Annotated in this window: 10 protein-coding genes and 1 pseudogene; 4 read left to right on the plus strand and 7 right to left on the minus strand. The window is 59.6% G+C overall.

All coding sequences use genetic code 11. The annotated features are described in order from the left end of the window. Position 1: 1 nt before the first annotated feature. From ACTG27_RS09395 to ACTG27_RS09405, 3 genes and pseudogenes are all read left to right on the plus strand, one after another. Positions 2–1,764: pseudogene (locus ACTG27_RS09395) on the plus strand (DEAD/DEAH box helicase). A 112-nt stretch (positions 1,765–1,876) separates the two neighbouring features. Next, a complete protein-coding gene (gene dacB, locus ACTG27_RS09400; RefSeq protein ID WP_439979552.1) occupies positions 1,877–3,316 on the plus strand; it encodes a D-alanyl-D-alanine carboxypeptidase/D-alanyl-D-alanine endopeptidase in 1,440 nt (479 codons plus the stop codon). A 94-nt stretch (positions 3,317–3,410) separates the two neighbouring features. Beyond that, positions 3,411–3,707: a GrxA family glutaredoxin gene (locus tag ACTG27_RS09405; protein WP_223849348.1), complete on the plus strand. Its 297-nt coding sequence runs from the start codon at positions 3,411–3,413 to the stop codon at positions 3,705–3,707. Between the two features lie 123 nt (positions 3,708–3,830). On the opposite strand, the gene ACTG27_RS09410 is transcribed toward ACTG27_RS09405, so the two are convergent. Next, a complete protein-coding gene (locus ACTG27_RS09410) occupies positions 3,831–4,676 on the minus strand; it encodes an endonuclease/exonuclease/phosphatase family protein (RefSeq protein WP_439979553.1) in 846 nt (281 codons plus the stop codon). A 107-nt stretch (positions 4,677–4,783) separates the two neighbouring features. Here ACTG27_RS09410 and ACTG27_RS09415 point away from each other — a divergent pair, with 107 nt between their 5' ends. After that, positions 4,784–5,008, plus strand: coding sequence for a hypothetical protein (locus ACTG27_RS09415; protein ID WP_005344394.1), 225 nt, complete (start codon positions 4,784–4,786; stop codon positions 5,006–5,008). Here the strand turns inward: ACTG27_RS09415 and yciA are convergent, their stop codons facing one another. From yciA to ACTG27_RS09445, 6 genes are all read right to left on the minus strand, one after another. Then, the gene (gene yciA / locus ACTG27_RS09420) at positions 5,009–5,413 is read right to left on the minus strand and encodes an acyl-CoA thioester hydrolase YciA (protein ID WP_421208088.1); all 405 of its coding nucleotides are present in this window, start codon (positions 5,411–5,413) and stop codon (positions 5,009–5,011) included. A 59-nt stretch (positions 5,414–5,472) separates the two neighbouring features. Continuing rightward, a complete protein-coding gene (locus ACTG27_RS09425) occupies positions 5,473–6,291 on the minus strand; it encodes an NAD-dependent epimerase/dehydratase family protein (protein WP_439979554.1) in 819 nt (272 codons plus the stop codon). Between the two features lie 391 nt (positions 6,292–6,682). Further along, positions 6,683–7,492 (minus strand): FRG domain-containing protein, encoded by an 810-nt coding sequence (locus ACTG27_RS09430; RefSeq protein ID WP_162516294.1) that lies wholly within the window; start codon positions 7,490–7,492, stop codon positions 6,683–6,685. A gap of 248 nt (positions 7,493–7,740) precedes the next feature. After that, positions 7,741–11,316 (minus strand): pyruvate:ferredoxin (flavodoxin) oxidoreductase, encoded by a 3,576-nt coding sequence (gene nifJ / locus ACTG27_RS09435; RefSeq protein ID WP_439979555.1) that lies wholly within the window; start codon positions 11,314–11,316, stop codon positions 7,741–7,743. Continuing rightward, complete coding sequence (locus ACTG27_RS09440) at positions 11,313–12,959, minus strand: NAD(P)-binding protein (RefSeq protein WP_439979556.1); 1,647 nt, start codon at positions 12,957–12,959, stop codon at positions 11,313–11,315. Before ACTG27_RS09440 ends, nifJ begins: the two co-directional genes overlap by 4 nt. 176 nt (positions 12,960–13,135) lie before the next feature. Continuing rightward, positions 13,136–13,888, minus strand: coding sequence for a substrate-binding periplasmic protein (locus ACTG27_RS09445; protein ID WP_120415265.1), 753 nt, complete (start codon positions 13,886–13,888; stop codon positions 13,136–13,138). Positions 13,889–13,938: the final 50 nt, after the last annotated feature.

A 13,938-nucleotide genomic window follows, 5' to 3' on the forward strand; every position in this document is an offset into this window, starting at 1 on the left:
CATGTTCGTTCTCAGACCCTATCAGACCGACGCCGTCAACGCCGTGATCAACCACTTTCGCAAACACCCGGATCCCGCCGTGGTGGTGCTGCCCACCGGGGCCGGCAAGAGTCTGGTGATCGCCGAACTGGCCCGCAAAGCACGCGGTCGGGTGCTGGTGCTGGCCCACGTCAAGGAGCTGGTGGAGCAGAACCACGCCAAATACGAGGCGTGGGGGCTCAGGGCCGACATCTTCGCCGCCCAGGGCTGGATCGCAAGGAGGCAAGCGCCCAGGTGGTGTTTGGCTCGGTGCAGTCGGTCGCCCGCAATCTGGCGGCCTTCGACGGGGCGTTTTCGCTGCTCATCATCGACGAATGCCACCGGGTCTCGCTCGATGACGACAGCCAGTACCATCAGGTGATCGACCATCTCAAGGCTGCCAATCCGGCCCTCAAGATCCTCGGCCTCACCGCGACCCCCTATCGCCTCGGGTTAGGCTGGATCTACCGGCGCCACTACCACGGCATGGTCAAAAGCCACGGCGAGCGGCTGTTCGGCGACTGCGTGTTCGAGCTGCCGCTGCGCTTTATGGTCAAAAACGGCTACCTGACGCCGCCGCGCATGGTGGATGCCCCCATCGTTCACTACGACTTCAGCAAGCTGGTGCCGCGGGAGAATGGCCTCTTCAGCGAGGCGGAACTCAACGGCGAGCTCAAGCGGCAGGAGCGGGTCACCCCCCATATCCTGAGTCAGGTACTGGAGTATGCCGCCGACCGGCAGGGGGTGATGATCTTCGCCGCCACTGTCGAGCATGCCCGTGAAATTCACGGCCTGCTGGGCGCCAGAGGCCAGCAGGCAGCCCTTATCACCGGCGAAACGCCGGGGCCGGAGCGCGATACCCTCATCAACGCCTTCAAGGCGCGCGAGCTCAAGTTTCTGGTCAACGTAGCGGTGCTCACCACCGGCTTCGACGCCCCCCACGTCGATCTTATCGTGATGCTCAGACCCACCGAGTCGGTCTCGCTCTATCAGCAGATCGTCGGGCGTGGCCTGCGTCTCTCGCCGGGCAAGAAGGATTGTCTGGTGCTCGACTATGCGGGCAACAACTTCAACCTGTTCGCCCCCGAAGTGGGGGAGCCTCGCCCCCACGCCGGTACCGAGCCGGTACAAGTACCCTGCCCCGCCTGCGGTTTTGCCAACACCTTCTGGGGCAAGACCGACGAGGATGGCAAGGTGATCGAGCACTACGGACGCCGCTGTCAGGGGCTGTTTGAAGATGACGAGGGCAACCGTGAAGAGTGCGACTACCGCTTTCGCGCCAAGATCTGCCCCGGCTGTGGCGCGGAGAACGACATCGCCGCCCGCCGCTGCCAGAGCTGCGATCAGCTGCTGGTGGACCCTGACGACAAGCTCAAAGAGGCGCTCAATCTCAAGGATTGTATGGTGATCCGCTGTGCGGGGCTAACCCTCACAGCAGGGCGCGGCAAACAGGGGGAGCGGCTGGAGGTGACCTACCACGATGAGGATGGATTGACCCTCAGTGAATACTTCGGATTTCACTCCCCGGGCGCACGGCGCTTGTTTCAACAGCACTTTGTGCGTCATCATTGGCCCGCCCCGGGGCTGGAGCCCGAATTTGCCACCCTGGCGAGCGTGCTGGCCGCGCAAAGCCAGTTCCGTCATCCGGATTTTGTCATCGCCCGCAAATCGGGTCGCTTCTGGCAGATAAAAGAGAAAATTTTTGATTATGAGGGTCGCTATCGTACCGCCAACTCGATGACATGATGGCGACCGGCATACATGGCATGAATTGCGTTATCCCGTCGATCCCGCATCGGCGGGTTGAATTATCAGGGTCGGCACCACTGCCGGGCCCTTCGTCACGTTAGAGGATGTTATGCAGCGGCTGTTGATTGGTTTTTGTGCTCTCTTTTCTTCTCTGGCGGCTCATGCCGCCCCGCTGACGCCCCCTCAGGGTGGCCAGTACGCCATCATGGTGCAGGGCAATAACGGCGTCGAGTTCGCCCGCCATGCGGATCAGATGATCGCCCCCGCCTCCACCATGAAGGTGCTCACCGCGCTGGCGGCCCGCCTCGAGCTGGGTGCCGATTTCCGCTTCGCCACCGATATTCAGTCCCAGCCGGGCGCCAAACAGGGTGACACCATCAACGGCGATATCTGGATTAACTTCGTCGGCGACCCCACCCTCTCCCGGATGGATCTGCTGGCCCTGTTCAAGCAGCTCGGCGTCACCAGCATCAAGGGCAATGTCTACGTTAACACTGGCGCCTACAACGGCTACGAGCGCGGCAACGGCTGGTCGTGGGGAGATCAGACCCTCTGCTTCGCAGCACCTGTCTCCTCGGTCATCATCGACAAGAACTGCGCCTACGCCACCATCACCGCCACCCAGATCGGCAAACCGGCGGTGGGCAATGTGGCCACCGGCGTCCCCATCGGCATCGGTGCCGACAACGTGGAGGTGATGAGCTATGGCGACATGGCGCGCCAGTTCTGCGCACTGGAAGTGGACATGGCCAAGGGCAACTTCTACGAGCTCAAGGGCTGCATCACCCCGAATAAAGAGCCGCAGGGGCTGCGTTTCGCCATCCACGACGTGGAAGCCTGGGGCTGGGACAATATCCGCTGGGCGATGAACCGGGCCGGTATCAAGCATGATGGCCTGCTGCGGGTCACCCACAAGGCCCCTGAAGGGGCAGAGACGCTGGGCACCCACTACTCGGTCTCCCTGCCGGTGATGCTCGCCAAGATGCTGAAGAAATCGGACAACCTCTACGCCGATACCTTCCTCAAAACCGTGGGCCGTCACTACTACAACAAGCCGGGCAGCTATCGCAGCGGCACCATGGCGGTGCGCGCCATTCTGACCAAGAACGGTATCGATCTGGGCAACGCCACTCTGGCTGACGGCTCCGGTCTCTCCGCTCACAATCTCATCAGCGCCCGTCAGATGATGTCGGTGCTGAACTTCATCCAGAAAAATGATGCCGAGCTTGGCCTGATCAAGCTGCTGCCGAGCTCTCAGGTAGATGGCACCCTGGCGTGGCGCCGCAGTGTCACCGCCCCCATGATGAAGAACAAGGTCCACGCCAAGACCGGCACCATCACCGGCACCTCCAATCTGGTGGGCTTTATCGACACTGCGGGCGGCCAGCGCAAGGCGTTCGTGATGTTCCAGCGCGGCCTGTCCCAAGATCCGGCCACCCATGAGCGCTACCGTGCCAGCAAGGCGCCGTGGCCCTGGACTGTATTCGAGAAGGGGGTGCTGGAGAGCATCTATCAGCAGCAGCCGATCCAGATCGCCGATGAGAGCTGAGCCAATAGGCCCACTCGAATCAGGGTATCGATAATTTCGGCTTCAAGTCGCCACGAGGCAGGGCTATGCTGTTGCCTGCCTCATATCAACGGCCATACATAAACGGCTTAAAAAACGGAGAGAAAATATGTTTGCAGTGATTTTTGGTCGCCCGGGTTGCCCCTACTGTGTCCGTGCCGTACAGATCGCCGAGCAGCTGACCGAACAGCGCGATGACTTCAAATTCCGCTACGTGGATATCCATGCCGAAGGGATCACCAAAGAAGATCTGGCCAAGAGCGCCGGCAAGCCGGTCAATACCGTGCCGCAGATCTTCCTGGATGAGCAGCACATCGGCGGCTGCACCGATTTCGAAGCCTACGCCAAAGCGAATCTGGGTCTCTACCAGTAATGCCTGCGGGTCATCCCGAGCGGGTTGACCGCCAGAACGTATAAAAAATCCGGCGCCATCAGGCGCCGGATTTTTTATTAGCGGAACTCGCACCATCCCTTGTCAGGAAGTCACAGACTGGGGTCAGGGAGTCACAGACTGGGCGGCAAAGCGCGCAATGATGGGGTTGTGATCCGAACTGTCGGTCGCCGGTGAGCTCACCTCGACCAAATCCAGATTGCGGTAGTAGAGGTGATCAAGCGGGCGACCGAAGGCGGTTCGGCGCAAGTCAGGCATCGGCACGGCCTCTTGCAGACCCAGCTCGTCCACCAATTTATTCAGCCAGAACTGGCGCTTGTCGCTCCAGGTGTTGAAATCACCGGCCAGGATCACCGGCCCCTGATGGCGGCGCATCAGCGCAGTCAGATCGTTGAGCTGCTCGCGGAAGGTAGCCATCCCCAGTTCGAAGTTGACCGCATGGATATTGATGACCATGACGCCATCAGGATCGCCCTGCAGCGGATAGAGGCTGACCAGCCCGGATTTGGGGATGCGCAGCAAAGGTTCGGGGGAGCGCACGCCACAGACGAACGCCTGCGGGGTCTTGGCCACCGTCATCACCCCGAACGAGACGCCGCCCTGGGTGAAGGCTTGCAGCTGTTGCCACTGGAAATCACCGGCGCGCAGCCAGTCGAGCATATCGGGACGGGTGGCCGACTCTTGCAGCAGCACCAGATCCTGCCCCTTGGCATAACTGTCCATCCCTTCGCGCCAGTTTTTGCGCTGGCCCTTGTAGAGATTCCACACCGTCACCCCGAATTCACGGGGCAGCGCCGTGGTCGCCAACGCTACCAGCGGCGGACGCTGGCAGTCGAGTCCCGGCACAATCCCTTGAGCTGTGACCAGATGGTTCTGATCCGGCACCTCAAAACAGCCTACCAACCCCAGGGTCAGCAGGGAGGTGCCAAGAATGCGATAACTATTTTTCATTGGCTAACAACCGCCCGCCTTTGCTTTTTGTTGCGACCATCACAAACGTCATCCACGCCGACTAAGCTGATAGTCCCTGTTCCACCCAACCAGAAGGACCTTGTCTCATGGCGAAAGAACTTCGGTACAACGTGACGTTTTATGATCAACAAGGAAATTGTCATCAAGTGGAGCTGTCCACCGTCTACCAGATAAGACGGGACCCTCAATGCGATCTCTGCCTGTTCGACACCCTGCAATATGTGGGCTCGGAAGAGATGCTGGAACGCATGATACGGCAAAAAACCGGGCTTGAGCAGGAAATATCCATCATCAATGCCCGGCTGATTTAATCAGACACTCACCGGAACCGGGCGGGATTTGCCATGTTCGTCGATGGCGACATAGGTGAAGATCCCCTCGGTCACGCAGTAACGCTGGGCATCGTTTTCCCGCAGTACCGGCTTGACCCACACCTCCAGCTTGAGCTTCATGGAGCTGCGGCCGATCTTCATGCAGCGGCCGTAGCAGCAGACCACATCGCCCACCTTGACCGGACTGTGAAACGTCATGCCTTCGACGGATACGGTACAAATACGTCCTTTTGCCAGCTCCTTGGCCATAATGCCCCCACCTATATCCATCTGGGACATGATCCAGCCACCAAAGATGTCGCCATTGGGGTTGGTATCGGCTGGCATTGCCAGGGTTCTCAGCAACAACTCCCCATCGGGGTGACGTTTTGTATCTACCATCATTACCGCCTCTCTCTCATGGATGGCGGCATGATAGGGGGCGATCACCCCCTTGGCAAACCTCAATTGCCCGAGGCGGCGAGCTCTGCAAACCAGTGGGCCGGATCGGGCCAGCGATAGTTGAATCCCATCTGCTGGCAAATCAGCTGACCGTCGATGGGCTGAAATTCACCGGCAGGCTCGATAAAGACCGGCACGGGCAGCCCCTGCTGGCGCGCCGCAAAGGGGTAGAACTGCTCGCGGCGCGGATGCACAGGCGCGCTTAGGTTGAAAACATCCCCGTCCTTGCCCCGCTCCAGCAGCAACATGCAAGCCGCCACCACATCGTCCAGATGGACCAGATTGACCGACTGGGCGCCGCCATCCAGAATCTTTCCCGCGAGGAAACGGCCGGGATGGCGATCCGGGCCATAAAGGCCGGAGGGGCGCACTATCATCACCGTCTCGAAACCGGCCGCCAGCACCGCCTGCTCCGCCGCCAGCATCCGCTCGCCACGGGCATGGCGGGGTTGGGGTTCTTCCCCCTCCTGCTGCCCTGCGCCCCATACCGAGGTGGCGCTGACAAACAGCACTCGCCGGGTGCCGCTCGCTTTGGCAAGCTGACAGGCCTTTGCCACCGCCTGCGGATAGTCATCGGTCTTGCTGGGCGGTACGCAGATAACCAGCGATTCGCAGGGGATAGGCCACGCATCCGACATATGGGCAGAAATCGTCAGCGGATAGGCATTGATCCCCTCCCCCTGCAAACGGGCCGCCTTCTCGGCGCTGCTGACCGTCACCGCCACCTGCTTGCCTGCCGCCAGCAGGGCCCGCGCCAGCGGCAGCCCCAGCCACCCCGCCCCCAGAATGCCGATCGTCCCGGCGATATGTTGTTCTGTCATCGTCCCTTCTCCTGCTTGACGCTATGTGCCCCGCAGCTTACCTGCCTTGGTAAGAAAGGGAAGATTTAGCCTGCAATATACCGCCAAGATGGTGGCCTCTTATTTTATTGGGAAGCGATATTTGTCCTAAGACCTAGGCCTTGACGCCCTCACATCCGACGTTATGTAATAAATGAAAATCGCTGCGAAAAACAAAGCATGTAAATTAAGGTGGCATATATCTAATTAGGATGATTGCGATGTAGCTCCACTAGAGGCACACCAAACTATCCAATAAACACTTACATTAAAATTACACCTTCAATCATTCAAAATCTCATTACCTATTTCATCTCACCCTACATCCTGACATGTAATATCTTACCCCGCGCAGTATTTACAATACATAAATTTATGTTGTTTCAGCACGAACAGGAGGATAAGTTAGTAAATCTCTCAATTTATAATTAGAATATTCTGCCGCCCCCATGATATCAGGAAATAAAGTCAAGTGATTAATGTTCATTTTATCTAGTGAACGTAATGCTCTTTTCTTTTCACTCGAAGGAATCAACACCTTTGCAAGAGCTACACTCCCATAGTTTTTAAATTGCTTAATCCACTCAGATACACACATCATTTCCGGAGTACGAACAAAGAGTCCTCGTTGATTAAGCAATCGAGCATTTTCATCTAAATATGGGCGTAAGAATTCTAGATGATGATGTTTTGCTAATCTGGCTACCTCCGGATATTCATTAATGTTTTTAGCTAAAATCCATATAGCAACATTTTCAGTTTCATGGCTCTCAGCATTGAACGCAAAATAGGCGGCTATGTAGGGAGAATCACTCCAATCAAGCAATGGCGTTTTAAGACCAAAATGTTGCCCCAATGCCCACCACTCACCTTCTGATAACTGTATTGGATGATGGCCTCTTCTTCCTAGACAATAATTTTTAAAGTTCTCTAATATACTTTTTTCTGCATTAAAACTATCCATTGAGGACCTAAGTCCAAGTGTCCTTTTTAAGGTGGATTTTAACGCCCAACTTTCAGAAGCATGCCCTCTAAAACAGTAAGAGTCACTTAAATTTAATGCCTTTTCACTATGAAGAAAATCAATGAAAGCATCCCATGACTGGCATTTGACTTCAGCTGTTAATGGTCCATTACTTATCGAGACCCACCCCTTTCCGCTAATTTCATTAGTATTGCTCAAGATCTCCTCCTTTCACAAACAAACCAATTAATTCTGAATAATGTAACTTATATAAATACGACCACGTACATCTTGCACAATAACTATTTACATATCAATGACTTTTAGTTTTCTTGCCAGTATTATCAACATAACCACTTCTCTTGCTATAGATTAAAAAGTCATTAACCTCTATCGAACTATCATGGTTTCCCTACATGAAAAAAGCGGGCCATTGGCCCGCTTGGTTATATTTCACTCACCTATTCTCACACCGGCGGATGGAAATGGCTGGCCTCGCGGGTGGCCATCTCCTCGTAGGTAGCCCACTTCTGCCACGCCACTTGTTGCGCCACCTGCATCAGCCGTTCGGCCTCCTCCGGATGGCTCTGGGCCAGCACCCGATAACGGGTCTCCTCCTGCCGGTATTCAGCGAGGGGGATGGAGGGGCGCAGGCTGTCGAGACTGAAGGGGTTCTGCCCCGATCTGCGCAGTACCGGGTTGTAGCGCATCAGCGGCCAGTGGCCGGAGGCGACGGCGCGTTTTTGCTGGGTCAGGCCAAACTCCATATCGATGCCGTGGGCGATACAGTGGCTGTAGGCGATGATAAGCGACGGCCCCGGATAGGCCTCCGCCTCACGCAAGGCTTGCAGCGCCTGCTGCGGGTTGGCACCAAAGGCGATGCGGGCAACATAGACGTTGCCGTAGGAGATGGCTTGCAACGCCACATCCTTCTTGGCCAGCGTCTTGCCCCCCGCCGCGAACTTGGCGACGGCGCCGAGCGGGGTCGATTTCGACATCTGGCCGCCAGTGTTGGAGTAGACCTCAGTATCCATCACCAGCACGTTCACATCGCGTCCGGAGGCGAGCACATGATCGAGCCCCGCCGAGCCGATGTCATAAGCCCAGCCATCGCCGCCGATGATCCAGACCGAGCGGCGCACCAGTTGATCGATAAGCGATAGCAGCTCGCGGGCCTTGCCGGACTTCACCTCTTCCAGCCGCTCGCGCACTTGCGCCACCCGGGTACGCTGGGCGCGGATCTCCGACTCCAGCCGCTGCGGGGCGCTAATCAGGGTATCGACCAATGCCTCCCCCAACTCCCCCTTCATCGCTTCGAGGGCCGCCACCGCCTGCCCGTGATGCTGATCGGCGGTGAGACGAAAACCAAAGCCGAACTCGGCGTTGTCCTCAAACAGGGAGTTGGACCAGGCCGGCCCCTTCCCTTCCGCGTTCTTGGCCCACGGCGTGGTCGGCAGATTGCCGCCATAGATGGAGGAGCAACCGGTGGCGTTGGCCACCAGCATGCGGTCGCCAAACAGCTGGGTCAGCAGCTTGAGATACGGAGTCTCGCCACAGCCGGCGCAGGCACCGGAGAACTCGAACAGGGGTTCGAGGAACTGGGCACCGCGCACCGTGGAGAAATCCACCCGCTCGCGGGCAGGCCAGGGCAGGCTCTCGAACCAGCGCAGCGCCTGCTTCTGGCCAGCCAGATGCGGCGCCTTGTCCATCATGGTGATGGCGCGCTCGCCCTCATGGCTCTCATCTGCACCGACCCGCACCGGACAGGCTTGCACGCACTGGCCGCAGCCGGTGCAATCTTCCGGATAGAGCTGCAATGTGTAGCGGCTGTCGGGGAAGCCCTTGGCGGTGACCGGCACCGACTGAGCGGCCTCGGGGGCGGTCGCCAACCAGTCCTGATGGTAGAACTTGGCCCGCAGCGCCGCGTGGGGGCAGACAAAGACGCAGTTGCCGCACTGGATGCAGATATCGGAGTGCCAGATCGGGATCTCGCGGGCGATATCGCGCTTCTCGAAGCGGCTGGTGGCGGTGGGGTAAGTGCCATCCACTGGCAGCATGGAAACGGGGATCAGATCGCCACGCCCCGCCAGCATCTCGCCGGTGACGCGCTGGACAAACTCGCTGCCACCCGGCGCCAATGGCAGCGGATAGTCGCTGATCTGCTCTTCACCGGCCGGGATGGCCACCTGATGGAGATGAGCCAGAGTGTCGTCCACCGCCGCGAAGTTGCGCTCGACCACCTCGGGCCCCTTGCGGGCATAGCTCTTCTCGATGCTCTCCTTGATAAGGGCAATGGCCTCGTCCCGTGGTAACACCCCAGCCAGGGCGAAGAAGCAGGTCTGCATAATGGTGTTGATGCGATTGCCCATGCCGTTTTGCTCGGCCACCCGATCCCCATCGATGCAGTAGAGCTGGATATTGAGGGCGCGAATACGGGCACGCAGCCGCTCGGGCAGCTGACCCCACACCTTGTCCGCCTCATAGGGGGCATTGAGCAGCAGGGTTGCCCCTTCCGCGGCATGTTCCAGCAGGTCCACCGATTCAACAAAGCCCCACTGGTGGCAGCCGATAAAGCTCGCCTGCTCGATAAGCCAGGGGGCGTCGATGGGTTCGGGGCCAAAGCGCAGGTGGGAGACGGTGCGCGAGCCCGACTTTTTGGAGTCGTAGACGAAGTAGCCCTGAGCGTGGAACCCCTCCAGCTCGCCGATGATCTTGATGCTGTTCTTGTTGGCGCCGACGGTACCGTCGGCGCCGAGGCCGAAGAAGAGCGCCCGCACCCGGCTGGCAGGCTCCAGATCGCCGATGGGGTGCCAGGCCAGACTGAGGCCCGAGACGTCATCGACAATCCCCACGGTAAAGCGGGGGCGCGGCGCATCGGAAGAGAGCTCCTCAAACACCGCCGCGCACATGGCGGGGGTGAACTCTTTGGAGGAGAGGCCATAGCGACCGCCACTGAGCCAGGGCAGCCGCTTGATAAGACCGCGCTGCAAACCGTCGATCAGCGCGCTCTGCACATCCAGCAGCAGCGGCTCGCCGCCCGCCCCAGGCTCCTTGGTGCGATCCAGCACGGCGATGCGCCGCACGCTCTGCGGCAGCGCGTCGAGCAGCGCCTGTACCGGGAAAGGGCGATAGAGGCGAATGACCAGCACCCCGGTCTTGCGATCCTGCCGGTTGAGCCAATCCACAGTGGTGCGGGCGGTGGCCGCCCCCGAGCCCATCAGCACGATGACGTCGGTGGCATCCGATGCACCGTGGTACTCCACCAGCCGGTAGTGGCGGCCGGTCAGCTCGCCGAGATTGTCCATGCACTGCTGCACCCGGGCCGGTACCGCCTCGTAGAAGGGGTTGACGCTCTCGCGGGACTGGAAATAGGTATCCGGGTTCTGGGCGGTGCCGCGCATCACCGGATGATCCGGGTTAAGCGCCCGCGCACGGTGGGCGCGTACCCAGTCGTTGTCGATAAGGGCGCGAATTTCATCCCGATGCAGGGCGGTGATCTTGTTCACCTCGTGGGAGGTACGGAACCCGTCGAAGAAGTGGATAAAGGGCACCCGGCATTGCAAGGTGACGCTATGGGCGACCAAGGCCAGGTCCTGCGCCTCCTGCACCGAGCCGGAGACGAGCATGGCAAAGCCGGTACTGCGCGCAGCCATCACATCCTGATGGTCGCCAAAAATCGACAGCCCCTGCGCCGCCAGAGAGCGGGCCGCCACATGGAACACCGCCGAAGTCAGTTCACCGGCGATCTTGTACATGTTGGGCAGCATCAGCATCAGCCCCTGACTGGCGGTGAAGGTGGTGGCGAGCGCCCCCGCCTGCAGGGCGCCGTGTACCGTGCCGGCCGCCCCCCCTTCGCTTTGCATCTCCACCACTGTGGGAATGTTGCCCCACAGGTTGGTCTGCCCCTCCGCCGCCCAGGCATCGGCCAGTTCGGCCATGGTCGAGCTCGGGGTAATGGGGTAGATGGCACACACTTCACTCAGCTGGTACGCCACCCAGGCCGCGGCTTCGTTACCGTCGACCATGATCAGTTCATGTTTCATTGGGACTCCTCCGGTTGGCGCAGCTCGATGGCGTGACAAGGGCACTGGTCGTGGCAGGCACCGCAGCCGGTGCAGCGCTCGGCATCCACCTGATAACCTTTGCCCAGCCCCAGCTTGGCGATGGCCTGCTCGGGGCAGCTGCCATAGCAGCCGTCGCACTCGAAGCAGTTGCCGCAGGAGTAGCAGCGCGCCGCCTCGTAGCGGGCGGCCACCTCATCCAGCCCACCGATGATCTCGCCAAAGTCATCCCGCGCCCACGCCGGTTTGACCGGCTGACTGCTGGCCGGGGCGTGGGTCTGGAACCAGAGTTGCAACTGCTCTGGCCCCACCAGCGGGTAGGAGACCATCTTTTGGTAGTGGCGACCGCGCAGCCAGGCATCCATATGGCGCGCCGCCTTCTTGCCATGGCCGGTGGCGATGGTGACGGTGCGCTCGGAGGGCACCATGTCGCCGCCCGCAAACAGACCCGGCACATCCGTCATCAGGTTGCCTGCCACCTGCACTACCCCCTCCTTGTTGACCCGCACGCCGGGAATGCTCTCCAGCACCGAGAGATCGACCTCCTGACCGAGCGCCAGAATAAGGGAGTCTGCTTCGAGGGTTTCAAACTTGCCGGTGGGCACCGGCTTGCCCTCGGCATCCAGCGCCATCACCTCCACCTCGATATTGGTGTTGTCGAGCTGGCGGATGCTGCGCAGCCAGTTGATCTTGATCCCCTCCTCCTCGGCCTCGTCGGCCTCGAAGGCATGGGCAGGCATATGGTCCCGGTCGCGGCGGTAGATGATCATTGCCTCTTCAACGCCCAAACGGCGGGCGGTACGGGCCGCATCCATGGCGGTGTTGCCCCCCCCATAAATCGCTACCCGCCGTCCCAGTTTAGGGGGTGGTAAGCCCTGCTCTTCGGCCAGACTGGCCTGCTCGAGGAAACTCACCGCATCGAGGATCTTGCCCGCTTCCCGGGCCGGAATATCGACCCGCTTGGCCAGATGGGCGCCGATGGCCATAAAGACGGCATCAAAGCCCCCCTCGTCGCGCTCGCGCAGCACATCCTCCACCTTGTAGTTGAGGGTCAGCGTCACCCCGGCCGCCACGATGCGGGCCACCTCCCGATCCAGCACGTCGCGGGGCAGACGGTAAGCGGGAATACCGAAGCGCAGCATGCCGCCAGCAAGCGGCCCCGCTTCGCGGATCTCCACCTGATGGCCGAGCCGGTTGAGGTGCCAGGCGCAGGAGAGGCCGGAGGGACCGGCGCCAATGACCAGCACCTTCTTGCCGCTGGCAGGGGCAGGTGGCGCAGGCTGCCAGCCACGGGCCAGCGCCTCGTCGCCGAGGAAACGCTCGATGGCATGGATGGAGACGGATTCATCCACCTGCCCGCGGTTGCAGGCACTCTCGCAGGGGTGATAGCAGACCCGGCCATGAATGGCGGGCAAGGGGTTCTCTTCGATCAGAGTCTGCCAGGCCGCCTCAAAACGGCCGGCCTGCGCCAAAGAGAGCCAGGCCTGGATATTTTCTCCGGCCGGGCAGGCGTGATTGCAGGGTGGCAGGGCCGGCCGCCAAACGGGTAGCCGGGTACGCACCGGGCCTGTTCCCGTTTTCAGGGAGAGATCCGGCAATGGGGTCATGTCCAGTTGTTTGCTCATACATTGCTTTCTTCTTTTTGTGTGACAGGCCCCACCCGATGGCGCTTGATACCGTGTAGCCGAGGCGGACGGTGGCCGGATGGGGAAGAAGCGAAAGCGTTAGAAACTGGGAACTGAGTCGATAATGGCCGCTTTTTTGTACTGATTAGCGAATCAGGATCAAAAAATGTTGCACTTTATGGTTCATAGAGACCAGAACGTGACTCAAGTAACATCTTCTCCAGCTGACCGCTGGCTTTCAGTTTGGCGAGCCCCCGATTAAAGGTTTTGATCAGTTCGTCAGCGTTGGCACGCTTGCGGCTGATCAACAGGTGACCTTCAACTTTCATCACGGGTTTTGAATGGGTTGCAAAGAGATCGACCGTGCTGGCCGGGTAGAACTGACGCAGGGAGTAGTAGCCGACATCTATGTTCTCCAGCGTCAGGTCGGCGCGGCCGGAGAGCAGCAGATCGAAGCTCTGGCGCAGCCGGGTGACGAACTGCACCTGCAGCGGCACCTGCGCGATGGCTGCAAAAAAATCTGCATTGTAGGTATAACCACTGACCGCAGCCAGCTTGCGATCCGCCAGATCCTGATAGCTGCGCCATTCCAGCGGATCTGACTTGAGATAGAACCAGACGTAGGTTTCGCTCAGGATGGGATCGCTGTAGAGATGGGTTTTGCGCCGCTCGCTCGACTCATACCAGTGGACAGTGCCATCCACCACTCCCTCCTCCGACAAGCGAAAGGCCCGCTTCCATGGCAGAAACTGAAACTTGACGCTCACCCCTTCACTCTTGAATGCCTCGCTCACCACATGAGGGATAAGCCCCTGATATTTCAGCGTCTCGGAGCAGTAAGGGGGATACTCTCCCGTGGTCAGGGTCAGCTCCTGCGCCCAGAGCCCGTGGCAAAAAAGGCTCCCCGCCAGCAACCAGCTTATTTTCATCCCGATGCCCTCTTGTTCTGTTTTCCCAACTATAGACCGCCCCCTTGAAA

Origin of the sequence: Aeromonas sp. 97A, assembly GCF_051919185.1 — a bacterium.
GTDB lineage: Bacteria > Pseudomonadota > Gammaproteobacteria > Enterobacterales > Aeromonadaceae > Aeromonas > Aeromonas veronii.

Coding starts and splice junctions, on each gene's coding strand:
- dacB (WP_439979552.1), top strand. CDS start 1,877: ATGCAGCGGCTGTTGATTGGTTTTTGTGCTCTCTTTTCTTCTCTGGCG.
- ACTG27_RS09410 (WP_439979553.1), bottom strand. CDS start 4,676: ATGAAAAATAGTTATCGCATTCTTGGCACCTCCCTGCTGACCCTGGGG.
- ACTG27_RS09415 (WP_005344394.1), top strand. CDS start 4,784: ATGGCGAAAGAACTTCGGTACAACGTGACGTTTTATGATCAACAAGGA.
- yciA (WP_421208088.1), bottom strand. CDS start 5,413: ATGATGGTAGATACAAAACGTCACCCCGATGGGGAGTTGTTGCTGAGA.
- ACTG27_RS09425 (WP_439979554.1), bottom strand. CDS start 6,291: ATGACAGAACAACATATCGCCGGGACGATCGGCATTCTGGGGGCGGGG.
- nifJ (WP_439979555.1), bottom strand. CDS start 11,316: ATGAAACATGAACTGATCATGGTCGACGGTAACGAAGCCGCGGCCTGG.
- ACTG27_RS09440 (WP_439979556.1), bottom strand. CDS start 12,959: ATGAGCAAACAACTGGACATGACCCCATTGCCGGATCTCTCCCTGAAA.
- ACTG27_RS09445 (WP_120415265.1), bottom strand. CDS start 13,888: ATGAAAATAAGCTGGTTGCTGGCGGGGAGCCTTTTTTGCCACGGGCTC.